The organism is Streptococcus suis, assembly GCF_002964575.1.
In the GTDB taxonomy this organism is placed as follows: Bacteria; Bacillota; Bacilli; order Lactobacillales; family Streptococcaceae; genus Streptococcus; species Streptococcus suis_R.
Window position 1 is genome coordinate 61,319 of record NZ_POQQ01000041.1, and the last position, 26,383, is coordinate 87,701.

The 26,383-nt window shown below is 42.7% G+C and carries 30 protein-coding genes and 1 pseudogene; 24 read left to right on the plus strand and 7 right to left on the minus strand.

Annotation, left to right across the window (positions count from 1 at the left end; translation table 11 throughout):
- The first annotated feature begins 86 nt into the window (after positions 1-86).
- The 9 genes from ftsA (at position 87) to ileS (ending at position 9,196) form a co-directional block, all read left to right on the plus strand.
- The gene (gene ftsA, locus C1E58_RS04965; RefSeq protein WP_105209584.1) at positions 87-1,463 is read left to right on the plus strand and encodes a cell division protein FtsA; all 1,377 of its coding nucleotides are present in this window, start codon (positions 87-89) and stop codon (positions 1,461-1,463) included.
- A 25-nt stretch (positions 1,464-1,488) separates the two neighbouring features.
- Positions 1,489-2,724 carry a cell division protein FtsZ gene (gene ftsZ / locus C1E58_RS04970; RefSeq protein WP_105116961.1) on the plus strand — a complete coding sequence of 412 codons (1,236 nt, stop codon included), beginning with the start codon at positions 1,489-1,491 and terminating at the stop codon, positions 2,722-2,724.
- 1 nt (position 2,725) lies between these two features.
- Entirely contained in the window at positions 2,726-3,397 is a 672-nt protein-coding gene (locus C1E58_RS04975) for a YggS family pyridoxal phosphate-dependent enzyme (protein ID WP_105113709.1), read from the plus strand.
- Positions 3,398-3,415: 18 nt separating this feature from the next.
- On the plus strand, positions 3,416-3,964 hold the full coding sequence (locus C1E58_RS04980; RefSeq protein ID WP_105113710.1) for a cell division protein SepF: 549 nt from the start codon (positions 3,416-3,418) through the stop codon (positions 3,962-3,964).
- 4 nt (positions 3,965-3,968) lie between these two features.
- Positions 3,969-4,232 (plus strand): YggT family protein, encoded by a 264-nt coding sequence (locus tag C1E58_RS04985; protein ID WP_105113711.1) that lies wholly within the window; start codon positions 3,969-3,971, stop codon positions 4,230-4,232.
- A gap of 2 nt (positions 4,233-4,234) precedes the next feature.
- On the plus strand, positions 4,235-5,026 hold the full coding sequence (locus tag C1E58_RS04990; protein ID WP_105209585.1) for an RNA-binding protein: 792 nt from the start codon (positions 4,235-4,237) through the stop codon (positions 5,024-5,026).
- An 8-nt stretch (positions 5,027-5,034) separates the two neighbouring features.
- Positions 5,035-5,724, plus strand: coding sequence for a DivIVA domain-containing protein (locus C1E58_RS04995; protein WP_105209586.1), 690 nt, complete (start codon positions 5,035-5,037; stop codon positions 5,722-5,724).
- A 231-nt stretch (positions 5,725-5,955) separates the two neighbouring features.
- Positions 5,956-6,393: a GNAT family N-acetyltransferase gene (locus C1E58_RS05000; protein ID WP_105113714.1), complete on the plus strand. Its 438-nt coding sequence runs from the start codon at positions 5,956-5,958 to the stop codon at positions 6,391-6,393.
- Positions 6,394-6,406: 13 nt separating this feature from the next.
- Entirely contained in the window at positions 6,407-9,196 is a 2,790-nt protein-coding gene (ileS, locus tag C1E58_RS05005; protein WP_105209587.1) for an isoleucine--tRNA ligase, read from the plus strand.
- Between the two features lie 73 nt (positions 9,197-9,269).
- Here the strand turns inward: ileS and C1E58_RS05010 are convergent, their stop codons facing one another.
- The 3 genes from C1E58_RS05010 to C1E58_RS05020 form a co-directional block, all read right to left on the minus strand.
- On the minus strand, positions 9,270-9,578 hold the full coding sequence (locus C1E58_RS05010; protein ID WP_105209588.1) for a DUF1827 family protein: 309 nt from the start codon (positions 9,576-9,578) through the stop codon (positions 9,270-9,272).
- A gap of 54 nt (positions 9,579-9,632) precedes the next feature.
- Positions 9,633-10,091, minus strand: coding sequence for an NUDIX hydrolase (locus C1E58_RS05015; RefSeq protein ID WP_105209589.1), 459 nt, complete (start codon positions 10,089-10,091; stop codon positions 9,633-9,635).
- 168 nt (positions 10,092-10,259) lie between these two features.
- A complete protein-coding gene (locus C1E58_RS05020; protein ID WP_105209590.1) occupies positions 10,260-12,491 on the minus strand; it encodes an ATP-dependent Clp protease ATP-binding subunit in 2,232 nt (743 codons plus the stop codon).
- A 218-nt stretch (positions 12,492-12,709) separates the two neighbouring features.
- Here C1E58_RS05020 and C1E58_RS05025 point away from each other — a divergent pair, with 218 nt between their 5' ends.
- The 4 genes from C1E58_RS05025 (at position 12,710) to C1E58_RS05040 (ending at position 15,447) form a co-directional block, all read left to right on the plus strand.
- A complete protein-coding gene (locus C1E58_RS05025; protein WP_105209591.1) occupies positions 12,710-12,940 on the plus strand; it encodes a DUF1797 family protein in 231 nt (76 codons plus the stop codon).
- A gap of 124 nt (positions 12,941-13,064) precedes the next feature.
- Positions 13,065-13,745: an amino acid ABC transporter permease gene (locus tag C1E58_RS05030; protein ID WP_105113719.1), complete on the plus strand. Its 681-nt coding sequence runs from the start codon at positions 13,065-13,067 to the stop codon at positions 13,743-13,745.
- Position 13,746: 1 nt separating this feature from the next.
- The gene (locus C1E58_RS05035; RefSeq protein WP_105209592.1) at positions 13,747-14,481 is read left to right on the plus strand and encodes an amino acid ABC transporter ATP-binding protein; all 735 of its coding nucleotides are present in this window, start codon (positions 13,747-13,749) and stop codon (positions 14,479-14,481) included.
- Positions 14,482-14,598: 117 nt separating this feature from the next.
- Positions 14,599-15,447, plus strand: a complete 849-nt coding sequence (locus C1E58_RS05040; RefSeq protein WP_105209593.1) for a bifunctional methylenetetrahydrofolate dehydrogenase/methenyltetrahydrofolate cyclohydrolase — start codon at positions 14,599-14,601, stop codon at positions 15,445-15,447.
- Between the two features lie 79 nt (positions 15,448-15,526).
- Here the strand turns inward: C1E58_RS05040 and C1E58_RS05045 are convergent, their stop codons facing one another.
- The gene (locus tag C1E58_RS05045; RefSeq protein WP_105113722.1) at positions 15,527-16,435 is read right to left on the minus strand and encodes a neutral zinc metallopeptidase; all 909 of its coding nucleotides are present in this window, start codon (positions 16,433-16,435) and stop codon (positions 15,527-15,529) included.
- Positions 16,436-16,600: 165 nt separating this feature from the next.
- Here C1E58_RS05045 and xseA point away from each other — a divergent pair, with 165 nt between their 5' ends.
- From xseA to C1E58_RS05095, 10 genes are all read left to right on the plus strand, one after another.
- The gene (gene xseA / locus C1E58_RS05050) at positions 16,601-17,944 is read left to right on the plus strand and encodes an exodeoxyribonuclease VII large subunit (RefSeq protein ID WP_105209594.1); all 1,344 of its coding nucleotides are present in this window, start codon (positions 16,601-16,603) and stop codon (positions 17,942-17,944) included.
- Positions 17,919-18,134, plus strand: coding sequence for an exodeoxyribonuclease VII small subunit (locus C1E58_RS05055; RefSeq protein ID WP_105209595.1), 216 nt, complete (start codon positions 17,919-17,921; stop codon positions 18,132-18,134). Before xseA ends, C1E58_RS05055 begins: the two co-directional genes overlap by 26 nt.
- Entirely contained in the window at positions 18,134-19,003 is an 870-nt protein-coding gene (locus C1E58_RS05060) for a polyprenyl synthetase family protein (protein WP_105209596.1), read from the plus strand. Before C1E58_RS05055 ends, C1E58_RS05060 begins: the two co-directional genes overlap by 1 nt.
- Positions 18,996-19,817: a TlyA family RNA methyltransferase gene (locus C1E58_RS05065; RefSeq protein ID WP_105209597.1), complete on the plus strand. Its 822-nt coding sequence runs from the start codon at positions 18,996-18,998 to the stop codon at positions 19,815-19,817. Before C1E58_RS05060 ends, C1E58_RS05065 begins: the two co-directional genes overlap by 8 nt.
- Positions 19,810-20,235 (plus strand): arginine repressor, encoded by a 426-nt coding sequence (locus C1E58_RS05070; RefSeq protein ID WP_105209598.1) that lies wholly within the window; start codon positions 19,810-19,812, stop codon positions 20,233-20,235. Before C1E58_RS05065 ends, C1E58_RS05070 begins: the two co-directional genes overlap by 8 nt.
- 3 nt (positions 20,236-20,238) lie before the next feature.
- The gene (recN, locus tag C1E58_RS05075) at positions 20,239-21,900 is read left to right on the plus strand and encodes a DNA repair protein RecN (RefSeq protein WP_105209599.1); all 1,662 of its coding nucleotides are present in this window, start codon (positions 20,239-20,241) and stop codon (positions 21,898-21,900) included.
- A 104-nt stretch (positions 21,901-22,004) separates the two neighbouring features.
- Positions 22,005-22,835 (plus strand): DegV family protein, encoded by an 831-nt coding sequence (locus C1E58_RS05080; protein WP_105209600.1) that lies wholly within the window; start codon positions 22,005-22,007, stop codon positions 22,833-22,835.
- Positions 22,828-23,661, plus strand: a complete 834-nt coding sequence (locus C1E58_RS05085) for an SGNH/GDSL hydrolase family protein (protein WP_105209601.1) — start codon at positions 22,828-22,830, stop codon at positions 23,659-23,661. The genes C1E58_RS05080 and C1E58_RS05085 overlap by 8 nt, the downstream gene beginning before the upstream one ends.
- Positions 23,633-24,226 (plus strand): YpmS family protein, encoded by a 594-nt coding sequence (locus C1E58_RS05090; protein WP_105209602.1) that lies wholly within the window; start codon positions 23,633-23,635, stop codon positions 24,224-24,226. The genes C1E58_RS05085 and C1E58_RS05090 overlap by 29 nt, the downstream gene beginning before the upstream one ends.
- A 93-nt stretch (positions 24,227-24,319) precedes the next feature.
- On the plus strand, positions 24,320-24,595 hold the full coding sequence (locus C1E58_RS05095) for an HU family DNA-binding protein (protein WP_105113731.1): 276 nt from the start codon (positions 24,320-24,322) through the stop codon (positions 24,593-24,595).
- Positions 24,596-24,799: 204 nt separating this feature from the next.
- Here the strand turns inward: C1E58_RS05095 and C1E58_RS05100 are convergent.
- The 3 genes and pseudogenes from C1E58_RS05100 to C1E58_RS05110 form a co-directional block, all read right to left on the minus strand.
- A pseudogene (locus C1E58_RS05100) lies at positions 24,800-24,988 on the minus strand (tyrosine-type recombinase/integrase); the annotation flags it as partial.
- A gap of 28 nt (positions 24,989-25,016) precedes the next feature.
- The gene (locus C1E58_RS05105) at positions 25,017-25,355 is read right to left on the minus strand and encodes a type II toxin-antitoxin system RelE/ParE family toxin (RefSeq protein WP_105113732.1); all 339 of its coding nucleotides are present in this window, start codon (positions 25,353-25,355) and stop codon (positions 25,017-25,019) included.
- Positions 25,355-25,642, minus strand: coding sequence for a toxin-antitoxin system antitoxin subunit (locus C1E58_RS05110; protein WP_105113733.1), 288 nt, complete (start codon positions 25,640-25,642; stop codon positions 25,355-25,357). The genes C1E58_RS05105 and C1E58_RS05110 overlap by 1 nt, the downstream gene beginning before the upstream one ends.
- 266 nt (positions 25,643-25,908) lie before the next feature.
- On the opposite strand from C1E58_RS05110, the gene C1E58_RS05115 reads away from it, so the two are divergent.
- A complete protein-coding gene (locus C1E58_RS05115) occupies positions 25,909-26,376 on the plus strand; it encodes a GNAT family N-acetyltransferase (RefSeq protein WP_105113734.1) in 468 nt (155 codons plus the stop codon).
- Positions 26,377-26,383: the final 7 nt, after the last annotated feature.

Here is a 26,383-nt window from a genome sequence, read left to right on the forward strand (position 1 = left end):
ATGGTATAATGAAAGATGACTAATTATACTATTTTTCAAAATGGAAGATGATTTGTTAAAGTGGAAAGTAAGAGAGGACTGATAGAATGGCTAGAAACGGCTTTTTTACGGGATTAGATATAGGTACAAGCTCCGTTAAAGTCTTGGTTGCAGAATATAATGAAAATGGAATGAACGTCATTGGTGTCAGCAACGTGAAAAGTGCTGGCGTTAAGGATGGAATTATTGTCAATATTGATGTTGCTGCTGGAGCGATAAAGAAGGCTATTGAACAAGCCGAAGAGAAGGCGGGAGTTCGAATCGACAGAGTAAATGTTGGTTTGCCAGCAAATCTTTTACAAATTGAACCGACTCAAGGCATGATTCCTGTAACAACAGATTCACAAGAAATTACAGATGTGGATGTAGAGAATGTTGTGAAATCTGCCTTGACTAAGAGTATGACGCCGGAACGTGAAGTGATTTCATTTATTCCAGAAGAGTTCATAGTTGATGGTTTCCAAGGTATCAAGGACCCTCGTGGAATGATGGGAATTCGTTTGGAAATGCGCGGTATGCTCTATACAGGTCCTCGCACCATTCTTCATAATCTTCGAAAGACGGTTGAGCGTGCAGGCGTACAGGTTGAGAATGTTGTGATTTCACCACTTGCCTTGACCCGTTCTGTGTTGAATGAGGGAGAACGTGAGTTTGGTGCAACAGTGATCGATCTTGGTGGCGGTCAAACGACAGTAGCGGTCATGCGCGGTCAAGAATTGCAATACACCAATATCTATCAAGAGGGTGGCGACTACATCACCAACGATATTTCAAAAGTATTGACAACTTCAAAGAGCATTGCTGAAAATTTAAAATACAATTATGGCATAGCCTTCCCAGCTGAAGCGAGTGATAAGGAAAAATTTACAGTTGAGGTTATTGGTGAGAATGCGCCTGTTGAAGTGACGGAACGTTACCTATCAGAAGTGATTGCAGCTCGCCTTCGTCAAATTTTTGAACGAGTGAAGCAAGATCTAGAAAGAACACGTGCTTTGGACTTGCCAGGAGGCATCGTTCTAGTAGGTGGAGGAGCTATTTTACCAGGCGTTACTGAATTGGCTCAAGAAGTCTTTGGAGTGAATACAAAACTCTTTGTTCCCAACCAAATCGGTATTCGTAATCCGTCTTTTGCTAGTGTTATCAGTTTTGTGGAGTATGTGGGAGAACTTGAAGAAGTGGCAGACATTGCTCAACGTGCTGTAAATGGTGAGACGTTCTTAAGACATAAGCCTGTGGATATTCCTATGGCACGTCCACGTGTTAGCCAACCAATTCAAAAGGAAATTGTGACTGAGTTGAATGTGGTTGAAGACGAAGAAACCTCTGTTCCCGTGTATGACAAGGAAGTAAATGAGGAACGTTCAGCCAATAAAGGCAATATTACGGATCGTATCCGTGGTTTGTTCGGTAGTATGTTTGAATAAGAGAAAAGAAAAGGTGATATAAACTATGGCATTTTCATTTGAAGCAGCAGCAAGTCATGGTGCTGTCATTAAAGTAATCGGTGTCGGCGGTGGCGGTGGTAACGCCATCAACCGTATGATTGAAGAGGGTGTAGCAGGCGTTGAATTTATCGCAGCTAACACAGATGTGCAAGCCTTGAGCAGTTCAAAAGCAGAAACGGTTATCCAGTTAGGACCTAAGTTGACTCGTGGTCTAGGTGCCGGGGGACAACCTGAAGTTGGTCGTAAGGCAGCTGAAGAAAGTGAAGAAGTTTTGACCAACGTTCTTTCTGGAGCAGACATGGTCTTCATCACTGCTGGTATGGGCGGTGGCTCAGGTACAGGTGCGGCACCAGTTATTGCACGTATTGCTAAAAATTTGGGTGCCTTGACTGTAGCCGTTGTAACGCGTCCATTTGGTTTTGAAGGTAACAAACGTGGTAACTTTGCTATCGAAGGTATCGAAGGTCTTCGCGAACAAGTAGATACACTTTTGATTATTTCTAACAACAACCTTCTTGAAATTGTTGATAAGAAAACTCCACTTTTGGAAGCTTTGAGCGAAGCTGATAATGTTCTTCGTCAGGGTGTCCAAGGGATTACAGACTTGATTACCAATCCTGGTTTGATTAACTTGGACTTTGCGGATGTGAAGACTGTTATGGAGAACAAGGGCAATGCTCTTATGGGTATTGGTATCGGAACTGGTGAAGATCGTGTCATTGAAGCGGCTCGTAAAGCAATTTACTCACCACTTCTTGAAACAACAATTGATGGTGCAGAAGATGTTATTGTCAACGTTACAGGTGGTTATGATATGACCTTGACGGAAGCTGAGGATGCATCTGAGATTGTTCACCAAGCGGCTGGTCAAGGAGTAAATATCTGGTTGGGAACATCTATTGATGAAACCATGAAGGATGAAATCCGTGTAACCGTTGTTGCAACAGGTGTGCGTCAAGAGGCAGCTGAAAAAACTACTCGTCACCGCACTGAAACGGTTGCGCCACGTCAAGCACAACGTTTTGATCATCCAGTAGCGCCAGCTACGGCTCCTGTTCGTACGACTGTATCACATGTCGAAACACCGAAAGTTTCTGCCTTTGGTGAGTGGGATTTGCGTCGTGAAAATTTAATTCGTCCTACTGATACAGAGCCAGCTTCTGCAGTAGCTGTTGAGAAGTTTTCAATGGAGCATGATGAAGATGAGTTGGATACACCACCATTCTTCCGAAATCGTTAAAATGGATCTTCAAACGAATAAGGATAAGGTATTTTTGGCAGTGGCTCAAGCAGCTGAAAAGACCGGTCGTCCAATTGAATCTGTAAATGTAATAGCTGTCACCAAATATGTTGACAGCTCTATTGCTAATAAGCTGATAAAGACTGGAATCTCACATATAGGTGAAAACCGAGTGGATTTGTTTTTAGACAAATATAATGCCTTGGCAGATCAACCTCTCACCTGGCATTTAATTGGAACATTACAAAGACGCAAGGTTAAGGATGTTATCAATTATGTTGATTATTTTCATGCCTTGGATTCTGTAAAATTGGCTCGTGAGATTGAGAAACGAGCTACTAGAAAAATTAAGTGTTTTCTGCAAGTGAATATATCTGGTGAAGAAAGCAAACATGGATTTGACCTATCCGAAATCGATGAAGTCTTGTCTGAAATAGCTCAATTTAAAAATATAGAGTTGGTGGGCTTGATGACAATGGCTCCTTTTGAGGCAGATGAATTGGAACTGCATTCCATTTTTTCTAAAATGAAGCAAGTTCAAGAAGAGTTGTCAAGTCGGCAGTTGCCAGGTATGCCTTTTACAGAATTAAGTATGGGTATGAGTGGTGATTTTGAGATAGCCATTAAGCATGGAGCAACCTATGTGAGAATTGGCTCAGCGTTTTTTGAATAGGGAAGTAGGGGGAAAACCGTGGCGCTAAAAGATACATTTAAAAATTTATTCAACTATTTTGAGGTGGATGATGTCAATGAGGCAGCAGAGCAAGAAGAAGCATATTCTATGCCAAACGAACGACCGAAGATGCGTGTTGCTCAACATACACCAGTTACCCAAAAAGAACAACCTGTAAAGATAGAAAGTAGAAGAGAGGTTCGTGTGGATACTCAACGTCCTCGCGTTGAACGACAGCATGAAGTAGTTGAAACAAGTGCTGAAACCAAGTCTACTATTGACATTAAGTTTCCAAAACGCTATGAGGATGCTCCGGAAATGGTTAATTTGCTCTTGAACAATGCTAGCATCTTGATTGATTTCCAATACATGTCAGAGCAACAGGCTAGACGCTGTTTGGATTACTTGGATGGAGCACGCTCTGTTCTTTCTGGGAATTTGAAAAAAGTATCAAATACCATGTGGTTATTAACACCGGTTAATGTTACAGTGCATATCGAAGAATTGCGTAATGCCAATAATGGACAAGGGGCAGATGCGACCTTCGATTTTGATATGAAGCGATAAGCGTATGCAATTTCTGATTTTAATCCTATTAAAATTTGTAGAGATTTATTCCTATCTCTTGTTTGCTTATGCTTTACTGAGTTGGTTTCCTGCTCTTTTCACAAGTCCCCTTGGTCGCTTTCTAGAAAGTCTAGTTAGTCCGCTCTTGAAGCCCTTTGGTCGCTTGAACTTACAATTTATGGGATTGGATTTGACAGTCCTAGTGGCTATGCTGGTTTTGAATATGGGGACGCGTCTTTTGGTGGAGCTTTTGGTTGGTCTTGCATAGGCATGAAGAATGAGAAACATATTTTAGAGCATTTTGCCAGGGAGGAGAGGGAGTTTGTCGAGAAAATAATGGATATGTGTCAGCAGGTTGTAGACACCTATTCTTATCGATTGACAAGTTTTCTAAATCCCAGACAAGATGCTATTGTCCACATGCTAGCAAACCACTATCACTTACAAGCCTTTTCGACGAGGGATTTTTTCCAAACAGAATACTCTCGGATGCTTCTTGCTCCTAGCTACTATGTCTTGGATAGGGATGACTTTGATGTGATGGTTTTGGAAATTACCTATTCACGAAAGTTTCATAGTTTGTCACATTCTCAGGTATTGGGAACATTCTTGAACCATTTAGGGATTCGGAGAGAATACCTAGGCGATATTCTTATTGGAGAAGATGAGCTACTCGTTTTTCTGGATAAGAAGTTTGGAGTACTAGCCCAGCAGTCCATTTCTAAAATCGCAAGGGTTCCTGTTAAGCTTATGGAGCGAGATTGGCTGTCTATACCAGTTAAAATGAATGAAGAGCCTTTCTTTAAGGAAGTCTTGGTTTCCAGTATGCGATTGGATAAGTTAATTGCTGTAGCCTTCCATCTTTCTCGCACAAGAGTAGACAAATTGATAGCAGCTGGTCATGTCAAATTAGACTATGTTCAGGCAGAGCAAGCAGGTAGGCAGGTTGAGTTAGGACAATTGATAAGTCTTAGAAAATACGGCAGAATTCGAGTAACCGAACTTTTAGGTTTTTCTAAGCAAGGTAAAGTAAAATTAAAGTTAGAAATCATTAAAACATAGGGGGAAAAATGGCACTTACAGCATTAGAACTAAAGGATAAAACCTTTGCAACCAAATTCAGAGGCTATGATGCCGATGAGGTAGATGATTTTTTGGATATTGTAACCCGTGACTATGAGGACTTGACTCGTAAAAATCACGAACAAGAAGCGGAATTAAAGACCCTTCGTGAACGCTTAGCATACTTTGATGAGATGAAGGAATCCTTGAGTCAGTCTGTGCTTCTTGCGCAAGATACTGCAGAGAAGGTAAAGCATGCTGCAGAAGATCGGGCTGCTAATATCATTCAACAGGCAGATTATGATGCAGCAACTCTTTTGCACGAAGCAAAGGATAAAGCCAATGAAATTCTTCGTAATGCAACGGATAATGCTAAAAAAGTTGTAATTGAAACAGAAGAATTAAAGAATAAGACACGTATTTTCCATCAACGTTTAAAATCAACTGTGGAAAGTCAGTTATCTCTAATTAATTCCTCTGAATGGGAAGAAATTCTCCGTCCAACAGCTACCTATATTCAAACTAGTGATGATGCTTTCCGCGATGTCCTTCATAAGGCTCTAGATGAGGAAGTGGCTGTTGAAGAGGAGAGCTTGGACTATACTCGTCAGTTGACTGCAGAAGAAATGGCAGAATTAACTCGTCAGGCAGAAGCTTTTGATAAAGGGGAAACGATTGAAGTTTCCATTACAGAATAGTTATCAGATACAAAGACAGTATTGCTAGAAATATATTTAGCGAGCAGGAGATGGTGGAAGACCTGCAATCCCTTTCTAGTCAATAATCCCTTTGTCTGATTTTTCCTGAACAATTAGTAGGGAAAGACGTTAGTTCACGTTACGAACATAGAGGGATGGGGGAAACCCTATCTAAACTAAGGTGGTACCACGAACTTTCGTCCTTATTGACGGGAGTTTTTTTATGTTTTTATGATTGGATTAGAACTAGTAAATAAAGATAATTTCGATGCTGTATTGCAAGTGAAACTTGCAGAAGCAGACGAACGAAAAGTTGCCTCGGTTGAATACTCTCTGGCCCAGGCTTGGCTCTATCGGGAGGAAGGACATCTGTTTCCTTATGCAGTCAAATCAGGGCAGAAAGTCGTAGGTTTTGTATTGTTAGCTATTCAAGAAGATAAGAGCTATTATGTATGGCGCTTGTTAATAGACAGCCATTATCAAAATCGCGGTTATGGTAAGGAAGTTATTCGGCAAGTGATTGGTCTTGCTAAGGAAAATCCAAGTTGTCACACCGTTACCATGAATTATGTTATTGGTAATCATAAAATGCGGTACATCTTAGAAAAATTTGGCTTTCAATCAGTTGGTATGATTGGCCAAGAAATAAAAATGGAATTAACTTTTTAATAAAGGAGATAAAATGAAACTCAAAGAAACTCTTAACCTAGGTCAAACGTCCTTTCCAATGCGAGCAGGCTTGCCAACACGTGAACCTGAATGGCAAAAGGCTTGGGATGAAGCAAACTTGTATGCCCGTCGTCAAGAACTCAATGCAGGCAAACCTGCCTTCCACCTCCACGATGGCCCTCCCTACGCAAACGGAAATATCCACGTTGGGCATGCCTTGAACAAGATTTCTAAAGATATTATCGTTCGTGCTAAGTCCATGTCAGGATTCCGTGCGCCATTTGTACCGGGTTGGGATACGCACGGTCTTCCTATCGAGCAGGTCTTGGCAAAACAGGGTGTTAAGCGCAAGGAAATTGACTTGGTGGAATACCTTGAAATGTGTGGTAATTATGCTCTCAGTCAGGTTGACAAGCAACGTGAAGATTTTAAACGTTTAGGAATTTCAGCAGACTGGGAAAATCCGTACATCACTTTGACAAAAGACTACGAAGCAGCTCAAATCAGTGTCTTCGGTGCTATGGCAGACAAGGGTTATATCTATCGTGGGGCTAAGCCAGTTTACTGGTCTTGGTCATCTGAGTCTGCCCTTGCAGAAGCTGAAATCGAATACCATGACATCGACTCCACATCTCTTTACTATGCCAACAAGGTCAAAGATGGCAAGGGGCTCTTGGATACAGATAGCTACATCGTTGTCTGGACCACAACTCCATTTACAGTAACGGCTTCTCGCGGTTTGACAATGGGGGCAGACATTGATTACGTCTTGGTTCAACCAGCTGGTTCTGACCGTAAGTATGCCTTGGCAGAAGCCTTGGTTGATAGCTTGGCAGCCAAATTCGGTTGGGAATCCTTCGAAGTGATTTCAAAACACAAGGGTGCTGAATTTGAATACATTGTGACCGAACACCCATGGGATAGAGAAGTTGATGAATTGGTTATCTTGGGTGACCATGTCACAACGGACTCGGGTACTGGTATCGTCCACACAGCTCCAGGTTTTGGTGAGGATGACTACAATGTCGGTGTCAAATATGACTTAGAGGTTGCGGTAACTGTCAACGAACGTGGCTTGATGAATGAAGCTGCGGGTCCTGATTTTGAAGGGCAATTCTATGACAAGGTTGTCCCAACGGTTAAGGAAAAATTAGGCGACTTGCTCCTTGCTAGTGAAGTGATCAATCACTCCTACCCATTTGACTGGAGAACCAAGAAGCCAATCATCTGGCGTGCAGTACCGCAATGGTTTGCCTCTGTTTCTAAATTCCGTCAGGAAATCTTGGACCAAATCGAAGCAACGACCTTTATTCCTGCTTGGGGTAAAACCCGTCTTTACAACATGATTCGTGACCGTGGTGACTGGGTCATCTCTCGTCAGCGTGCTTGGGGTGTGCCGCTTCCAATCTTCTATGCAGAAGATGGTACAGCGATTATGACCAAGGAAGTAACAGACCACGTTGCGGCCCTATTTGAAGAACATGGCTCACTCATCTGGTGGAAATCAGAAGCCAAAGACCTCTTGCCTGCTGGCTTCACTCATCCAGGGTCACCAAATGGCGAATTTACCAAAGAGACAGACATCATGGACGTATGGTTTGACTCAGGTTCTTCTTGGAACGGGGTTATGAATGCCCGTGAAAACTTGGCCTACCCAGCTGATTTGTACCTAGAAGGTTCAGACCAATACCGTGGTTGGTTTAACTCATCCTTGATTACCTCTGTAGCCGTAAATGGTCATGCGCCATACAAGGCTGTCTTGTCACAGGGCTTTGTCCTAGACGGTAAAGGCATGAAGATGTCTAAATCACTTGGAAATGTCATTGTGCCAAATGATGTAGCCAAGCAATATGGTGCAGAAATCTTGCGTTTGTGGGTGACATCCGTTGATACTTCAAACGACGTACGTGTGTCTATGGACATTCTTGGACAGGTTTCTGAAACCTACCGTAAAATCCGTAACACCCTTCGCTTCTTGATTGCTAATACTTCTGATTTCAATCCTGCAAGTGATGCAGTGGCTTATGAAGAGCTTCGTTCTGTTGACCAGTACCTCTTGGTGAAATTCAATAGATTGGTAGCTCAAATCCGTCAAGCCTACGACAACTATGATTTCATGGCTATCTACAAGTCTGTGGTTAACTTTGTGACCCTTGATTTGTCAGCTTTCTACTTGGACTTTGCCAAGGATGTTGTTTATATCGATGGTGCTAAATCCCTTTCTCGTCGTCAGATGCAGACCGTTTTCTATGACATCTTGGTCAAAATTACCAAGCTCTTGACCCCAATCTTGCCACACACAGCAGAAGAAATCTGGTCATACTTGGAACATGAAGTAGAAGAGTTTGTACAATTGGCGGAAATGCCAGAGGTGGAAACCTTTGCCAATGAAGCGCAGCTATTGACCGAATGGGAAAACTTCATGACCTTCCGTACAAAAGCCCAAAAAGCCTTAGAAGAAGCGCGTAATGCAAAAATCATCGGTAAGTCACTTGAAGCTCATTTGACGGCCTATGTTTCAGCTGAAACCAAGTCCTTCTTGGAGAGCTTGAATGCAGATCTTGCTCAGTTGCTCATCGTTTCAAACTTGACAGTGACCACGAAAGCAGCTCCTGAAAATGCTGTTCTTGTAGAGGAAGTTACCTTTACCGTTGAACGTGCAGCAGGAGAAGTGTGTGACCGTTGCCGCCGCATTGATACCAGCGTTGTAGAACGTAGCTATGGTGCAACCATCTGTGACCACTGTGCAAGCGTAGTGGAAGAGAACTTCCCAGAAGCAGTAGCTCAAGGTTTTGAAGCTTAAATAAGATAAAAAGTCTATCTTTCATGATAGGCTTTTTCTTTCTAAATAAGATAAAAAGAAGCCTGTCGGCTTCTTAGATTTCAGTAATAATGGGAATAGACATTTCAATCAACCGTTCGGTATGGATGGTTTGAATAGCAGCCTTGTCAATGGTTCGTTCGTCAATCTTACGGTGAAGGAAGAAGTCACGAATTTTTTCGATTTCAGATGGTTGAACAGCACGGTATTTGTTGCTAATTAAGAGTTCATAGTGACGGGGTGCCTGAGTGAAAATAACATCCGTATTGCCAGCAGAATAGGTTTCTACTAGAAAGGCATCTGTATTGGCCAACTGACTTTGGACAAGGGTTGAATGACTATTTGTCGTATTTATGATTTTCATGTGGAACCTCCTACATCTCTTTAGCTCCATTATAGCACGCTTGGGGTGTTTTGGCTAGTTATCAGATGCATTTTCTTGCAATTTCCATTGCTCGATTCCCCACTTATGACTGCCTCGTTTGAGTTTCTCAATGGCCTCATCAACTGGGAACCAGGCAATGTGGTTGAAATCTTCCAAGGGTAGACCTACCTGATGATAGCTGGTTACCTGATAGATGTAAGCAGGGTTGTAAAAGTGGGTATCGCGGTGGCTGGAGTAGAAATATTCGTCAGCCTGACCATAATAGTGGCCGATTTCAGCTGTAAAACCAAGTTCTTCCATCAATTCACGCTCTAGGGCAATGAGATGATTTTCTCCCTTTTCGATTTCCCCACCTGGTAGGAACCAAGCACCATTTGGTGCCTGAACGAGAATGATCTTTTCTTTCTTTTCATCTGGGATAACAGCATAGACACCGAAGCGGTTTTGATAGTCTACATCGACTTTTTTTTCTCCAAAAACGGCAATATTCATTGTAAGCTAAGTCCTTTTTACATTTGAGATGACTATATTATACCATTTTTCTGGTATTTTACCTCAGACTAGACTTTTCTGGTCACATTAGAAAAAATTAGTTTCATGTGCGAGAAAGGATTTTTGAAAAAATGGAACTGGTCAAGGTTCCAGTCCCACTTTTCTTACTTATTTTGTTTTTGTCTGTGCCTTGATTTGAATATTTCCCTTGCTGGTCATGACAGCACGAAGGTCTTTTTCACTTGGATGTTCTAAGTAGAAGTCTGTAATAGCATCTTCAATCTGATCCTGAATGGTTCGGCGGAGTGGACGAGCGCCCATCTTTGGATCGTAGCCCAGATCAACTAGTTTCTCTTTGACCTTGTCAGTTACATGCAGGCTAATGCCATTGTTTGACAAGCGTTTGTTGACATCGTCTAACATGAGGCTGACAATTTCAAGGAGATTTTCCTTGCTGAGTGGCTGGAATTCGATGATACCGTCAAAGCGGTTCATGAATTCTGGACTGAAGAAATTGCTGAGCTGACCAAGAACTGACTGGGTACGACCTTCCATGGCAGCTCCAAAACCGACACTAGCCTCAACCTTGCCAGTACCGGCATTGGATGTCATGATGATAATGGTGTCCTTGAAGCTGACTGTGCGGCCTTGTCCGTCTGTCAAACGACCATCATCAAGAACTTGGAGGAACATGTGCATAACATCTGGGTGGGCTTTTTCAACTTCATCCAGAAGAATGAGCGAGTATGGATTGCGGCGAACTTTTTCAGTTAGTTGGCCGGCTTCTTCGTAGCCTACATACCCGGGAGGTGCTCCGACCAGCTTGGCTACGGCATGTTTTTCCATATATTCCGACATGTCGAAACGAATCATGCTATCGGCTGAGCCAAAGAGTTCGATGGCTAGTTGCTTGGACAGTTCTGTTTTACCGACACCTGTTGGACCAACAAAGAGGAAGGAGCCGATTGGACGGTTTGGCGCTCCAAGACCGACACGGTTGCGGCGAATGGCCTTGGCAATCTTATCAACAGCTTCATCTTGCCCGATGACATGTGCCTTGAGGTCGCTAGCCAGGTTGATGAGTTGTGATTGTTCTTTTTCTTTCAAATCACCTACAGGGATGTTGGTTTTCTGTTCAACAATGGCTTCGATTTCCTTTTCAGTGATCAGTGGGATATCTTCTTCACTGATGGTTGCCTTTTGCATTTCCTTGTATTTAGCAATCTGGTCACGGAAATAGGCTGCCTTTTCATAGTCTTCGTCGCGGGTGGCTTGAGCCTTGCGGTTTTCCGCATCAATCAACCGCTGGTCGATTTCTTTTGGATCGACAAAATTGAGGGTCAAGTTCATTTTAGAACCAGCTTCATCCAGTAGGTCGATGGCCTTGTCTGGCAAGAAACGGTCTTGAATGTAGCGGTTAGAGAGTACCGCAGCAGCTTCAATGGCAGCATCAGAGTATTTGACATGGTGGTAGTCTTGGTATTTATTTTGGATACCTTTGAGAATAATAATGGTTTCTTCAACGCTTGGTTCTTCCACTTTTACAGGCTGCATACGGCGTTCTAGGGCAGCATCCTTCTCGATAATTCGGTATTCGTTAAGGGTGGTTGCACCGACCAGTTGCATCTCCCCACGAGCAAGGGCTGGTTTGAGGATATTGCCAGCATCCATATTGCCATCGCCTGCTGAACCTGCACCAACAATCTCGTGGATCTCATCAATGAATAGAATAATCTCGCGGCGATTGCGGATTTCCTCCATGAGTTTTTGCATGCGTTCTTCAAATTGACCACGTATACCAGTTCCTTGAACCAGGCTGACAACATCCAGACGGATGACTTCTTTACCTTGCAGTTTTTGTGGTACATCACCATCCACAATTTTCTGAGCTAGCCCCTCAACGACAGCGGTTTTTCCGACACCAGGCTCGCCAATGAGAACGGGGTTGTTCTTGGTACGGCGGTTGAGGATTTCGATGACACGCGTAATTTCTTGGTCACGACCAATGACTGGATCAATGTCGCCACGACGAGCAATTTCTGTTACGTTGATACCGAATTCTTCCAAAAGGCCATTTGGTTGCTGTGGTTGTTGAGGTGGGGGTGTTTGGCCTCCGCGTCCGTTGTGATTTCCACCGGACTGTGTTGGAGGTGTTTGGTCGCGTTTCTTACCAGCAGGAGTGTTGCCAGGGTAGCCTCCCAAGTGATTGAAGAACTCGCTGAAAGGATCCATATTATTTGGATTGGTCAAATCTCCCAATCCTTTTAGAATAGCATTATTTGGGTCTGTTTTCATGATTTGGTAGCAGTTGTGGCAGAGGTCAACCTGTTGTTGCTTACCATTTAGATTGGTATAGAGATGGATGGTTGCGTCGTTAATGTTACAGTTATGACAGAGCATAGTTCTACCTCTTTCTTTGGAATGGACCTTTGTCAAATAGTCAATAAAGGTCAGTTATAGCTTTATTATAACAAGATTTATGGAAAAATCAAGAAACTGCTATATTCGGAAAATAATCTCTAGGAAGTCTTGTAACTGACAAGAAAATGTTGAAAAATCAAGACTTTTTTTATAATATGTGGTAAAATGTTTTTATAAAAAGGATTAGGAGAAGGAATATGGAATCACATTTGGTGAGAATTATCAACCGTCTGGAAGCTATGGCTAACGATGGCGGCACCTTGAAACGTAACTTTGAGCGTGAAGGTCTTGTTGTTGCAGAAGTGGCTTATAGCTATGACGAGGAAAATGGTTCAGTGTTTACCTTGCGTGATGTCGCTGCTCGTGAAACCTACACGTTTGACAGTATTGACTTGATTGCGATGGAAATCTACGAATTGTTGTACTAAGAACAAGCTCGAGCACCGAGAGGTGCTTTTTTCTTGCAGTAAAATGAATATTTTAGCCAAAAATGTTGCATAAATATTCAGAAATGGTATAATAGTGTTTATATCATATTTGAGGAGTGAATGAATGGATTTTTCTTTCTTGCCTGATTACTGGGCATATTTTAATTATGGGGCTCTTGTAACCCTTATTATCGCTTTTTTCTCGGTTTTCTTTGGGAGCATTTTGGGTACTCTATTAGCCTTTGCCCAGCGTAGTAGATACAAGGTTTTGGTGTGGTTGGCTAATGTCTATGTCTGGATTTTCCGTGGTACTCCCATGGTAGTACAGATTATGATTGCCTTTGCTATGACCAACTTTGTGGCGCCAACTATCCAACTAGGGATTTTAGATGTGGATTTGGCTCGCTTGATTCCTGGAATTATTGTCATTTCCATGAACTCAGGTGCATATGTTTCAGAAACCATCCGTGCAGGGATCAATGCCGTACCAAAGGGGCAATTAGAGGCGGCCTACTCATTAGGTATTCGTCCTAAACAGGCTATGCGTTATGTTATCATGCCACAAGCCATCAAGAATATTCTTCCTGCTTTAGGGAACGAGTTTGTGACTATTGTTAAGGACAGCTCGCTCTTGTCAACGATTGGTGTCATTGAGTTGTGGAATGGAGCACAGACGGTTGCTACGACGACTTATTTAACGCAAAGTCCGCTTATTTTTGCAGCCTTCTATTATTTGATGATGACCAGTATTTTGACCCTTGGCATTCAAGCCCTCGAGAAAAAGTTAAATAAGGGAGGACACTAAGATGACGGAAGCAATTATTTCCATAAAAGATCTTCATAAGTATTTTGGTGAAAATGAAGTTTTAAAAGGGATTGATTTAGATATCCAGCAAGGTCAAGTGGTTGTTATCATCGGACCATCAGGTTCTGGAAAATCAACTTTCTTGCGGACCATGAATCTCTTAGAGGTACCGACCAAGGGGACGGTGACGTTTGAAGGTGTTGACATTACGGATAAATCAAACGATATTTTCAAGATGCGTGAAAAGATGGGCATGGTTTTCCAGCAATTTAACCTTTTCCCAAATATGACAGTCTTGGAAAATATTACCTTATCACCCATTAAAACAAAAGGAATTGCTAAGGCAGAAGCTGAAGCTAAGGCACATGAATTGTTGGCAAAAGTTGGTTTGCCTGATAAGGCAGATGCCTATCCACAAAGTTTATCAGGTGGTCAGCAGCAACGGATTGCTATTGCCCGTGGTTTGGCCATGGATCCCGATGTCTTGCTCTTTGATGAGCCGACCTCTGCCCTTGATCCTGAAATGGTTGGTGAGGTACTTGCGGTTATGCAGGACTTGGCCAAGTCAGGTATGACCATGGTCATTGTAACGCATGAAATGGGCTTTGCGCGTGAAGTGGCAGACCGGGTTATCTTCATGGATGGGGGCTACATTGTCGAAGATGGAACTCCTGAAGAAGTATTTGAATATACCAAGGAAGAACGGACCAAGGATTTCTTGTCTAAAGTCTTGTAAGAATAACTCCGACATTGTTCGGAGTTTTTTCTTGTTTTCTGGTGAATTGGGGGTGTAGCCTAGTCAAATCAGTAGGAAATAAGGTATAATGAAGAAAAAGTGAGGAGATTTAATGAAATGACAATTATTGATGGAAAAGCCTTAGCAGCCAAAATGCAGGCAGCTTTGGCAGAAAAAACAGCTCGGCTAAAAGCGGAAAAAGGCTTGGTACCAGGACTAGTTGTTATCTTAGTAGGCGAAGACCCTGCTAGTCAGGTCTATGTTCGCAACAAAGAGCGTTCAGCACTTGCAGCCGGATTTAAGAGTGAAGTGGTACGTGTAGCAGCCACGATTTCAGAGGCGGAACTCTTGGAATTGATTGAGCGCTACAATCAAGATGATGCATGGCATGGCATCTTGGTGCAGTTGCCTCTACCAGCCCACATCAGCGAAGAAAAAATTTTGTTGGCTATTGATCCTAACAAGGACGTGGACGGTTTCCATCCAACCAATATGGGTAAATTCTGGTCTGGCCATCCGGTCATGATTCCCTCTACTCCAGCAGGAATTATGGAGATGTTCAAGGAATACCAGATTGACCTAGAGGGCAAGTCCGCTCTTGTCATCGGTCGTTCCAATATTGTTGGAAAACCTATGGCTCAGCTTCTGCTGGATGCTAATGCGACTGTGACTATTGCCCATTCTCGTACAAAAAATCTGCTAGAATTGGCTCGTCAGGCGGATATTCTTGTCGTTGCCATCGGTCGTGGCCATTTTGTAACCAAGGAATTTGTCAAGCCAGGTGCAGTGGTGATTGATGTGGGCATGAACCGTGATGAAAACGGCAAACTGATTGGGGATGTCAAGTATGATGAAGTGGCAGAAGTAGCTAGTTATATCACACCTGTTCCAGGCGGAGTTGGTCCTATGACCATTACCATGCTTATGGAGCAAACCTATGAAGCTTGTGTTAGAAGCGGGAAATAAAAAAGTAGATGAGGTTGGCAAGGGCTGACCTCGTTTTTTTATAAGAAAATCCCCAGTCATTTGACTAGGGATTGCATTTTTAAGGATTAGCAACTGAAAAGGTATCAGCGTGGGCAAGGTCACCATAGGTATATCCAAGGTTAAACCATTTTTTGCGTTGTTCGGAAGTACCGTGGGTGAAACTATCTGGGACAGTGCGGCCATAGGCTTCTTGCTGGAGGGTATCATCACCAACAGCATGAGCTGCATTCATGGCTTCATCAATATCTCCAACATCTAAGATACCCTGACCATCGACATATTTGGCCCAGGCACCAGCATAGTAGTCAGCTTGTAATTCGAGACGAACATTGAGAGCATTGCCTTCCTTGTCGGACAACTGAGCACGCTTTTGGTGGTAGGCACCGAGAACTTCTAATTCATTTTGGACATGGTGGCCAACCTCGTGGGCAATGACATAGGCCATGGCAAAGTCGCCTGCAGCATTGTACTTGTTGGATAATTCCTGATAGAAGGATGTATCGATATAAATCTTACGGTCAGCCGAACAATAGAAGGGGCCAGCTTGAGCAGAACCAGTTCCGCATCCTGTTTGGGTCTGGTCTGTATAGAAAACAAGGGTTGGCGCTTGGTAAGTCAGACCATTTCTTGCAAACTCTTGTGTCCAAAAATCTTCTGTTGAGGCCAGTACCTTACTCATGAATTCTGCATCTGCATCGGATACACTGGTACCACTTGTAGTGACTTGACTAGACTGATAAGGATTGGTGTTGGTCGTTGGTGAAAGTAGACCACCTAGATTAGACATGCCACCAAAAGCGAAGAGGAGGACCACTAGCACCAATTTTCCCTTCCAACCCAGACGGGAGAAGAGTAGGCTTAGTAAGAGATTACCCCCAGCAGAACCACCAGAGAAAGATGGTCCCGAGCTCCTTTGACCTCTACGGTCTTCAATGTTGGAACTTTTTCGTAAATCATCAATTTTCATTATAAACTCCTTAGAACCTGTCATCAAGTTCTTATTTTCTCACAAACTATTATATAGCAAAATGCAGAAAAAAACACTGGAAAGCTACCAGAAATGTGACGTCCAGTTCTGTATAAAAGTGCATTTTTTGGTATAATAGTAAAGATATAAACAGAAGGAGTGGACATGGTTGAATATTTATCGGTTAGCCATCTAACCAAGTATTTAAAATTAAAATTTGACCGCGATCCGTATTTGGAGAGGGTCTATTTGACAGGGCAAGTGTCCAATTTCCGTAAGCGTCCTAGCCATCAATATTTTTCGCTCAAGGATGATAAGGCGGTCATCCAAGCGACCATGTGGGCAGGTGTCTATAAAAATCTTGGATTTGAGCTTGAAGAGGGAATGAAAATCAATGCGGTTGGTCGTGTACAGCTATACGAGCCAAGTGGATCCTATTCCATTGTCATTGACAAGGCAGAGCCAGATGGTATTGGAGCCTTGGCTATCAAGTTTGAACAGCTCAAACAAGCTCTGACCCAGGAAGGTTTGTTTAAACAGGAGTTTAAGCAGGAACTGCCACGCTTTACCAAGAAAATAGGTGTGATTACCAGTCCGAGTGGAGCCGTTATCCAGGATATCATCACTACGGTCCGTCGGCGTTTTCCAGGCGTAGAGATTGTTCTCTATCCGACCAAGGTGCAAGGAGATGGGGCTGCTCAGGAGGTTGTTACCAATATCCAAAGAGCCAATGAGCGTGATGATTTGGATGTCCTCATTGTTGGTCGTGGCGGTGGTTCTATTGAAGACCTGTGGGCTTTCAATGAGGAAATAGTGGTTCGGGCTATTTTTGAATCACGTATTCCTATCATTTCCAGCGTAGGTCATGAAACCGATACTACTCTGGCTGACTTTGTGGCAGATAGACGAGCAGCTACCCCAACAGCTGCCGCAGAATTAGCCACTCCTGTGACCAAGGCTGATTTACTGGGCTATTTAAACCAGCAGGAAAACAGAGCCTATCAGGCCATGACCAATCGTTTGAAATTCCTAAGAGGTCAGCTTGATAAGATTAGCCAGTCGGTCATGTTCCGCCAGCCTGAACGCCTGTATGATGGCTATTTACAAAAATTAGACCGCTTGACCAATCAGTTGCAGACACGGATAAAAGAAATTTATGGTCAGCAGAAACAGGCTAGTCTCTTGCTTGACCAACGTCTACATGGCTTACAACTAGTCCGTAGGGTAGAGAGTTTCCAGGAAAGAATTATCCAGCAGGAACGACTTTTGAAGAGCAATATGGCCAATATCTATGACAATAAGATGGCTAAGGCGGACAAGCTGATTGAGGCCTTGACCATGCTGGATACCAGTCGCATTGTGGCTCGTGGCTATGCCATGATTTTACAAGATGGTCGGGTCCTAGATGGTGTAGAAAAGATACAAAAGGGAGAACAACTGACCATTCAAATGAAGGATGGTCAACTTGATGTGGAGGTAAATCATGTCCAAAAAGACAAAAACATTTGAAGAAAATTTAGCTGAATTAGAAGGCATTGTAACCAAATTGGAACGAGGCGATGTGGCTCTGGAAGAAGCACTTGCTGAGTTTCAAAAAGGAATGGTCCTATCGAAAGACCTACAAAAGACACTAGTAGAAGCTGAAAAGACCTTGGTCAAGGTCATGCAGGCAGATGGCAGTGAAGCGGAGATGAACTAATGGTAGCCAGTAAATTGCAGCAACTTGAGGAAACCATGGCAGGTTTTTATGAACCTCAGGTAGCAGAACGCCTCAACCAAGCGGTTCTCTATTCACTCCAAGCTGGTGGCAAACGAATTCGTCCCTTGCTCCTTTTGACGCTTTTGGAAGCTTTTGGAGCGACCTTGCAAAACGTTCATTACCAAGTGGCAGCCTGTGTCGAGCTCATTCACACTGGTAGTCTGATACATGATGATCTGCCAGCCATGGACGATGATGATTACCGTAGGGGGCGTTTGACCAACCATAAGAAATTCGATGAAGCGACAGCTATTTTAGCAGGGGACAGTCTATTTTTAGATCCGTTTGGATTTTTGGCTCAGGTAGATTTGCCAGCTAAGACCATCCTTGCTCTCGTGAAAGAGCTTTCTCAGGCATCTGGGACTTTTGGAATGGTTGCTGGTCAGGTCTTGGATATGGCAGGCGAGGGACAGAAATTATCTCTCGAACAATTACAAGCCATCCATGCCAATAAGACTGGAAAATTATTGACTTTTCCCTTTGTCGCAGCTGGTTTGATTGCTGGACAGTCAGATGAGGTTATCCACCATTTGCGAAAAGCAGGTCAATTAGTCGGTCTAGCCTTTCAGGTGCGGGATGATATATTGGATGTGACGGCCACTTTTGAGGAAATCGGAAAAACACCGCAAAAGGATCTATTGGCTGAGAAATCTACCTACCCTGCCCTAATGGGCTTGGAGGCCTCAAAAGTCTTTCTAGAAGACAGCCTGAATCAAGCAAGCAGTGAGCTAGATCAAGTGGCTCAACTAGTCCCGTTTTCAAGAGAAGAAATCAAAAAAATCATAGAAAGTTTACGAATCAATGGCTAAGGAAAGAGTAGATGTACTGGCTTACAAACAGGGGCTTTTTGAAACCAGAGAGCAGGCCAAGCGCGGTGTTATGGCAGGGCTGGTGGTATCGGTCATCAATGGCGAACGCTACGACAAACCAGGCGAGAAGATTGACGAGGGAGTTGAGCTCAAGCTCAAGGGAGAGAAACTCAAGTATGTCAGCCGTGGTGGTCTGAAATTGGAAAAGGCCTTGCAGGTTTTCGACCTATCAGTTGAGGGGCAAACGACCATTGATATTGGGGCTTCGACAGGCGGATTTACGGATGTTATGTTGCAGGCTGGCGCCAAGCAGGTCTATGCTGTTGATGTCGGAACCAATCAACTCGCTTGGAAATTGCGTCAGGATGAGCGCGTGATTAGTATGGAACAGTACAATTTCCGCTATGCTGAGTTGGGAGATTTCGAACTTGGTCAACCAAGTTTTGCGTCCATTGACGTCAGCTTTATCTCATTGAGTCTGATTTTACCAGCACTCCATCGTATTTTAGCGGAGGGCGGCCAGGTTGTAGCTTTGGTCAAACCACAATTTGAGGCGGGGCGTGAGCAGATTGGGAAGAATGGGATTGTCAAGGACAAATCAGTTCACCTGAAAGTGTTGGAAGATGTTACAGAAATGGCTGTCGAAAATGGCTATTCAGTTAAGGCACTTAGTTTCTCTCCAGTTCAAGGAGGGCATGGGAATATCGAATTTCTGGCTCACCTAGAGAAATCCATTCAACCAAGTACGATTGCCAAAGAGGAATTAACAAAAGTAGTTTATCAAGCACACGAGGAATTTAAAAAGGATGAATAAACGAGAACGATTAGAAGTCATTAAAGATTTGGTAGTTCGATTTCCCATTGATACTCAGGAAGAAATTGTGGAACGCTTGGAAGCCTTGGGGGTTCATGCAACCCAGGCTACTGTGTCCCGTGATATCAAGGAATTAGGTATTATCAAGGTTCCATCAACTGACAAGGGCTATGTCTATGGCTTGCCTAAAAGTAGCCTAGTCAAGGTCAAGTCCAATAATATTCTTGATTTTGCAGTCATGGACAAGATGGTCAACTTAAAATTGGTACCAGGGAGTGCAGCGGTCGTAAAAAGGCAGATTTGTGAGTATTTCCAAGAGGAAATCTTCTCGATTATTGCTGATGATGACAGTATTCTGCTCATTCTGAAGGACCAGGAAACCATCCCCAATTTAGAACGTACGATAAAAGGGTGGTAGGTCATGTTATTAGAAGTTTCGATTAAGAATTTTGCCATTATTGAACAGGTATCCCTCAATTTTGAAAAGGGCATGACCATCCTATCTGGTGAAACGGGGGCCGGAAAGTCCATCATCATCGATGCCATGAACCTGATGTTAGGGGCGCGTGCGACGACGGATGTTATTCGCCACGGAGCAGCCAAGGCGGAGATTGAGGGGCTTTTTTCCTTTGAAAATAGCAGAGCTCTGGAACAGATTTTGAGTGAACAGGGGATTGAAGTTGCGGACGAACTCATTATCCGTCGGGAAATCCTACAAAATGGCCGTTCCGTGAGCCGTGTCAATGGGCAGATGGTCAATTTATCTGTCTTGAAACAAATTGGCCAGCACCTAGTGGACATCCACGGCCAGCATGACCAGGAAGAATTGATGAAGGCCCAGCACCATATCCGTCTTTTGGACAGCTTTGGAGAAGATGAGTTTTGGGCTTTAAAAGACCGCTATCAGACCACTTTTGATGCCTATCGTAGCCTCCGCAAACGAGTGCTCGAAAAGCAGAAAAATGAGCAGGAGCATAAGGCCCGCATTGAGATGCTGGAATACCAAATTGCTGAGATTGAAGCAGCAGACCTACAGTCTGGTGAAGATGTTCAGCTCAATCAAGAGCGGGATAAGTTACTCAATCATAAGCAGATTGCAGATACCTTGACCAATGCCTATGCTCTGTTGGATAATGAAGATTTTTCAAGTTTGAACAACCTTCGTTCAGCCATGGGGGATTTGCAAAGTTTAGAAGAATCTGACCCAGAATACCGGCAACTATCTTCTAGCCTGACAGAAGCCTATTATGTTGTTGAAGATGTGACCAAGCGCCTCAGTGATGTGGTGGATAATCTAGACTTCGATGGCAATCGCCTGTTGCAGCTAGAAAGTCGGTTGGACCTGCTCCACACCATTACTAAAAAATACGGTGGAACGGTCGATGATGTCTTGGATTATTTTGCAAAAATCAGCGAAGAATACAATCTTCTAACAGGAAATGACCTATCAGGAGATGACTTGGAAGTGCAACTCAAGACCATGGAGAAGGAATTAGTGACCTTAGCCAGTCAACTCAGCCAGTCCCGACATGAATTGGCTCAGTTGCTGGAAGAGATTATCCGTCAAGAATTACAAGACTTGTACATGGAAAAAGCTCGTTTCCAGGTTCGTTTTGCCAAGGGTAAGTTTAACCGCGAGGGGAATGAAACGGTGGAGTTTTATATCTCAACCAACCCTGGTGAAGACTTTAAACCGTTAGTAAAGGTTGCTTCGGGTGGGGAATTATCCCGCTTGATGTTGGCCATCAAGTCTGCTTTTGCCCGTAAGGAAGGCAAGACCTCCATCGTCTTTGACGAGGTGGATACAGGAGTTTCAGGCCGTGTTGCCCAGGCTATTGCCCAGAAGATATATAAAATCGGCCAATACGGTCAGGTCTTGGCTATCTCACATTTGCCACAGGTGATTGCGATTGCAGACTATCAGTTTTTTATTGAGAAAATATCCGATGACCACTCGACTGTTTCCCGTGTCCGCCTATTGACCAAAGAGGAGCGTATTGAGGAAATCGCCAAGATGTTGGCCGGCGATAAGATTACGGATGCAGCCCGCAGTCAAGCAAAAGAATTAGTTGAAAAAGGTTAGGCAACTAGCCTTTTTTGCTTTTGTTTTTATGTTTATTTTTGGGTTGAAATTTGTTATAATAAAGGATAATACAGAAGAGAACGGAAGGACACTTGATGATGAAGATGAAGATTAAGATTGTAACAGATTCTAGCACTACAATAGAAGCTGATTTGGCTAATGAATTGGGGATTACCATCATTCCTTTATCTGTTATGGTGGATGGGGTTGTCTATTCAGATAGTGATTTAACTGAGGGTGAGTTTCTCGACTTGATGAGAGGAGCCAAGCACTTACCGAAGACCAGTCAACCACCGGTAGGTCTCTTTGCGGAAACATTTAGCCAATTAGCTAAAGATGGTAGTCAGATTATTGCAATCCTTCTTTCTCATGCCTTGTCAGGAACGGTTGAAGCAGCCCGTCAAGGAGCTACCTTGTCTGGTGCAGATGTGACTGTTCTTGACTCTGGCTTTACCGACCAGGCAGCAAAATTTCAGGTAGTGGAAGCGGCTAGACTGGCACAAGCTGGTGCTAACAAGGAAGAAATCCTTACGGCCATTGAAGAGGTCAAAGATAAGACTGAACTATATATCGGGGTATCTACCCTAGAAAATCTTGTCAAGGGTGGTCGTATCGGTCGTGTACAAGGCATGCTCAGCAGTCTGCTCAACATTCGAGTTATCATGGAAATGAAGAACCATCAATTAACTCCGATTGTAAAGGGTCGGGGCAATAAGACTTTCAAAAAATGGCTAGAAGAATTTGTAGTGAGTTTATCTGATAAATCGGTGGCGGAGATTGGAATTTCATACTCAGGTAAGGCGGACTTTGCCAATGAAATAAAAGACTTGCTCCAGCCCCATGTAGAAACAGATATTTCTGTATTGGAAACAGGTTCTATCATTCAAACCCACACGGGTGAGGATGCCTGGGCTATCCTAGTTCGCTATGAATAATCGGAAGTTGATACAGGGACTTGTCTTCTTTTTTCTCTGTCTATTAGGGTCAATCTTCCTATTCCATCAGTTAATCCCACAGGCGCCGTCACGCATCAGTCAGGAAGAGCTAGGTCTTTCAGTGAATAGGAAATTTCGCTATTTGGCTCTTGGGGACTCCTTGACAGAAGGAGTGGGAGATGTGACAGGTCAAGGTGGTTTTGTCCCCTTGCTTGCCCAGTCGCTAGTCAATGAGTACGGTTATGAGGTAGACGTTCAAAATTTTGGAGTTTCCGGCAATACCAGTAAGCAAATCTTGAAGCGGATGAAGGAGAATGAGGAACTCCAACAGGCCTTAAAAGAAGCTGATTTATTAACCTTGACGGTCGGTGGAAATGATCTTCGTAAGGTCATTGTCAGTAATTTAAGTAACCTCAAGCTCTCTACCTTTGATAAGCCGGCAAGGGAATATGGGAGAAATCTAGAAAAGATTGTCAAACGGGCAAGACAGGAGAATGCCGATCTCCCTATCTATATTTTGGGAATTTACAATCCCTTCTATCTCAGTTTTCCTGAATTGACCGAGATGCAGACTGTGGTTGATAAATGGAATCAGACAACCAAGCAAATCACGGAAAAATACAAGGATGTTTACTTTGTAGAAATCAATGACTTGCTCTATAAAGGTTTGGAAGGCGAGATGGGGCTTAGCCAGTCTAGTTCGGCTAGCACAAATAATTTATTGTACGAAGATGATCATTTTCATCCCAATAATACGGGATATGAAATCATGAAAAAAGCACTATTGGAGAAGATGTATGAAACTGAGAAAAGCTGGACACCTTAATATCTGGAAGTGGCTCTTCTTGGTTCAATTGGCTTTGACATTGGGGGCGGGTCTGGTTTTTCTCAATCGTATCCAAGTTAAGAGAGAAAATATGACGGAATTGGTACCATCTAGCCAGACAGATGCAAAAGTGGGGACTTTCGCGACCAACCGTGAAGCCCTTAATCAAACCATTGCCAACTATTTAAAAGATTATCAAACGGAGAATTTTTCTTACCAATTATTTGTGACCAACCAACAGGTTGTTTTTGAAGGAACCTATCAGGTATTTGGTGTAACCATTCCCTTGTATCTTTATTTCCAACCCTTTAAGATGGAAGATGGGAATATTCTTCTGCGCATATTGGACATTTCAGCAGGCAACCTATCCTTGCCCAAGGCAGAAGTGTTAGCCTATCTGCAAAAAAATTATAAGTTGCCTAGCTTTGTCAAGATTGATTCTCAAGAGGCAGCAATTCACTTGAAGATAAGAGAATTGGACAATAAATTTGGACTTTATGGCAAGGCCAATACTATTGATTTATACAATGACCAAATTATTGTTGATATATACAGAAAAAGGTAAGAAACCAGCATTTAAAACTTGACCAAATGCTTAAATTTCGGTACTATATAAGGGTGAGTTAAATCTCAGAAAATTATTGGAGGACTTAGCAAAATGGCTAATAAACAAGATTTGATTGCAAAAGTTGCAGAAGCAACTTCATTGACTAAAAAAGATTCAGCAGCAGCTGTTGATGCAGTATTTGCAGCAGTAGCAGACTACCTTGCAGCTGGTGAAAAAGTACAATTGATCGGCTTCGGTAACTTTGAAGTTCGTGAGCGTTCAGCACGTAAAGGTCGCAACCCACAAACTGGTAAAGAAATCGAAATCGCAGCTTCAAAAGTTCCAGCATTCAAAGCTGGTAAAGCACTCAAGGATGCGGTAAAATAATTTAACGTGAAAAAGCCTATTGTATCAACGTTTCTACGTTGTGCAGTAGGCTTTTTTCTGTGTTTTGGGGCTCCCAGAGTCAGGGGAGTGACTCTGGGAGGTTGGAAATATAGCAAAAACTTTTTGCGTCAAAGAGTCAGGAGAGTGACTCTGGGAGGTTGGAAATATAGCAAAAACTTTTTGCGTCAAGTAGGGAGCAAAACTTTAGTAATTTTCCATGATATCTGCCACATTTGATTTCATTTTCTTGGTAACATGGGTATAAATTTGGATAGTTGTCTTGGCGTCTGCATGGCCCACACGGTCCATAATTGCTTTGAGTGGTACTCTATTCTCTGCCAGGTGACTGACCAAGGTATGACGGAAGATGTGGCTGGTTAGTTTTTTTGTATAGGCAAAGGTCACACAAAAAGAAGCATTTCTATAGGAAAAGTTTTGCATAGTCTGTCTTAGATGAAAACAGGAAAGCTACCTCAACTAACCCTTCCCTCTTGTCAATAGAATAGATGACAATATATTTACCGTTTTGAATAGTTATTCCGCGACTACTACGTCCGGACCTATCAATTATAGTTCCAATTTTTTCATCAGCATTAAAACCACGTTCAGGAAATACTTCTAAACTCTCAATCTCATCAAAAATGGCAGTTACCAGCCTATCGGCAGTTTCAGGGCTGAGCTTCACATTGGCAATGTAATCCCTGATGCTTTTAATCTGCTCAATAACTCTTGGCGAAATAATGATTTTGTATTTCTCCATTATCCTAGTACTGCCTTTCTAGCATCCTCGATACTTAGACCTTTACTAGCTTTTAGTTCTTCATAGCTAGCTGATATCTCTTCTTGAAGACGAGAAACTAATTTCTCTCTTTCCTTCTCTTCAATGGTCTTAAAAGGTAATGTTTTAGTAATGGCCACCTCTTGAACAAATTCGTTGAATGCAGAGGTAATATCTAACCCATTTTCTTGAAAGACTTCTTTAGCCATTTCAAAGTATTCTGAGTTAACTTTAAAGTTGATTTGTTTATCTTTTATTATTGTAGGCATATTCAGACCTCTCTTTTATAGTTCTTGACTATATTCTAACATTTAAAATAAATATATTCAAACTATATTTGTTTACTCGGTATTTGTAACTTTTTGGAAAACAAAAAACCAGCCTTAGCAGACTGATTTTTAAGGAGATTTATGAAAAATTTTAGGATACACTTATAGTATAACCGAATTTTCAGATTCTTCATCGGTCTTTAGACCTATTTTGTTAAAAAACAAACTTGTGCTATAATAGAGAACAAAATTAAGGGGAGATTTATATGACCATACGTAAAGCTACACAATCAGATATTCCAGTATTAAATGAATTGTTGCAAGATATTTTACAGGTTCATCATCAGGCACGACCAGATATTTTTAGAAGCTCAGGTCAAAAGTTTTCTGAGGATGAATTAAGGGAATTATTGGACAATCCAGCTAAGCCAGTTTTTGTTTATGAAGTAGAAGGGAAAGTGGTTGGTCATCTATTTTGTGAGCTGAGGACTGCGACAGGTGATGTTTTGGAACCGGTCAAAACCCTGTTCATAGATGATTTGTGTGTAGCTAGTGCTGCACGTGGTCAAAAAATCGGTGAGCAATTCTATGACTTTGCCCTTTCCTATGCCAAGGAACAGGGGTGTCATAATCTCACACTAAACGTATGGGCAGACAATGTGGGAGCTGTTCGATTCTATGAACGCTTGGGCATGAAGCCTCAAATGTTTCGCATGGAGCAAATAGTTGACTAAAAAAAGA

What these genes read in the sequence shown, in the direction of transcription:
- ftsA (WP_105209584.1), top strand. Translation starts at nt 87, where the DNA reads ATGGCTAGAAACGGCTTTTTTACGGGATTAGATATAGGTACAAGCTCC.
- ftsZ (WP_105116961.1), top strand. Translation starts at nt 1,489, where the DNA reads ATGGCATTTTCATTTGAAGCAGCAGCAAGTCATGGTGCTGTCATTAAA.
- C1E58_RS04975 (WP_105113709.1), top strand. Translation starts at nt 2,726, where the DNA reads ATGGATCTTCAAACGAATAAGGATAAGGTATTTTTGGCAGTGGCTCAA.
- C1E58_RS04985 (WP_105113711.1), top strand. Translation starts at nt 3,969, where the DNA reads ATGCAATTTCTGATTTTAATCCTATTAAAATTTGTAGAGATTTATTCC.
- C1E58_RS04990 (WP_105209585.1), top strand. Translation starts at nt 4,235, where the DNA reads ATGAAGAATGAGAAACATATTTTAGAGCATTTTGCCAGGGAGGAGAGG.
- C1E58_RS04995 (WP_105209586.1), top strand. Translation starts at nt 5,035, where the DNA reads ATGGCACTTACAGCATTAGAACTAAAGGATAAAACCTTTGCAACCAAA.
- C1E58_RS05000 (WP_105113714.1), top strand. Translation starts at nt 5,956, where the DNA reads ATGATTGGATTAGAACTAGTAAATAAAGATAATTTCGATGCTGTATTG.
- ileS (WP_105209587.1), top strand. Translation starts at nt 6,407, where the DNA reads ATGAAACTCAAAGAAACTCTTAACCTAGGTCAAACGTCCTTTCCAATG.
- C1E58_RS05010 (WP_105209588.1), bottom strand. Translation starts at nt 9,578, where the DNA reads ATGAAAATCATAAATACGACAAATAGTCATTCAACCCTTGTCCAAAGT.
- C1E58_RS05015 (WP_105209589.1), bottom strand. Translation starts at nt 10,091, where the DNA reads ATGAATATTGCCGTTTTTGGAGAAAAAAAAGTCGATGTAGACTATCAA.
- C1E58_RS05020 (WP_105209590.1), bottom strand. Translation starts at nt 12,491, where the DNA reads ATGCTCTGTCATAACTGTAACATTAACGACGCAACCATCCATCTCTAT.
- C1E58_RS05025 (WP_105209591.1), top strand. Translation starts at nt 12,710, where the DNA reads ATGGAATCACATTTGGTGAGAATTATCAACCGTCTGGAAGCTATGGCT.
- C1E58_RS05030 (WP_105113719.1), top strand. Translation starts at nt 13,065, where the DNA reads ATGGATTTTTCTTTCTTGCCTGATTACTGGGCATATTTTAATTATGGG.
- C1E58_RS05035 (WP_105209592.1), top strand. Translation starts at nt 13,747, where the DNA reads ATGACGGAAGCAATTATTTCCATAAAAGATCTTCATAAGTATTTTGGT.
- C1E58_RS05040 (WP_105209593.1), top strand. Translation starts at nt 14,599, where the DNA reads ATGACAATTATTGATGGAAAAGCCTTAGCAGCCAAAATGCAGGCAGCT.
- C1E58_RS05045 (WP_105113722.1), bottom strand. Translation starts at nt 16,435, where the DNA reads ATGAAAATTGATGATTTACGAAAAAGTTCCAACATTGAAGACCGTAGA.
- xseA (WP_105209594.1), top strand. Translation starts at nt 16,601, where the DNA reads ATGGTTGAATATTTATCGGTTAGCCATCTAACCAAGTATTTAAAATTA.
- C1E58_RS05055 (WP_105209595.1), top strand. Translation starts at nt 17,919, where the DNA reads ATGTCCAAAAAGACAAAAACATTTGAAGAAAATTTAGCTGAATTAGAA.
- C1E58_RS05060 (WP_105209596.1), top strand. Translation starts at nt 18,134, where the DNA reads ATGGTAGCCAGTAAATTGCAGCAACTTGAGGAAACCATGGCAGGTTTT.
- C1E58_RS05065 (WP_105209597.1), top strand. Translation starts at nt 18,996, where the DNA reads ATGGCTAAGGAAAGAGTAGATGTACTGGCTTACAAACAGGGGCTTTTT.
- C1E58_RS05070 (WP_105209598.1), top strand. Translation starts at nt 19,810, where the DNA reads ATGAATAAACGAGAACGATTAGAAGTCATTAAAGATTTGGTAGTTCGA.
- recN (WP_105209599.1), top strand. Translation starts at nt 20,239, where the DNA reads ATGTTATTAGAAGTTTCGATTAAGAATTTTGCCATTATTGAACAGGTA.
- C1E58_RS05080 (WP_105209600.1), top strand. Translation starts at nt 22,005, where the DNA reads ATGAAGATTAAGATTGTAACAGATTCTAGCACTACAATAGAAGCTGAT.
- C1E58_RS05085 (WP_105209601.1), top strand. Translation starts at nt 22,828, where the DNA reads ATGAATAATCGGAAGTTGATACAGGGACTTGTCTTCTTTTTTCTCTGT.
- C1E58_RS05090 (WP_105209602.1), top strand. Translation starts at nt 23,633, where the DNA reads ATGAAACTGAGAAAAGCTGGACACCTTAATATCTGGAAGTGGCTCTTC.
- C1E58_RS05095 (WP_105113731.1), top strand. Translation starts at nt 24,320, where the DNA reads ATGGCTAATAAACAAGATTTGATTGCAAAAGTTGCAGAAGCAACTTCA.
- C1E58_RS05105 (WP_105113732.1), bottom strand. Translation starts at nt 25,355, where the DNA reads ATGGAGAAATACAAAATCATTATTTCGCCAAGAGTTATTGAGCAGATT.
- C1E58_RS05110 (WP_105113733.1), bottom strand. Translation starts at nt 25,642, where the DNA reads ATGCCTACAATAATAAAAGATAAACAAATCAACTTTAAAGTTAACTCA.
- C1E58_RS05115 (WP_105113734.1), top strand. Translation starts at nt 25,909, where the DNA reads ATGACCATACGTAAAGCTACACAATCAGATATTCCAGTATTAAATGAA.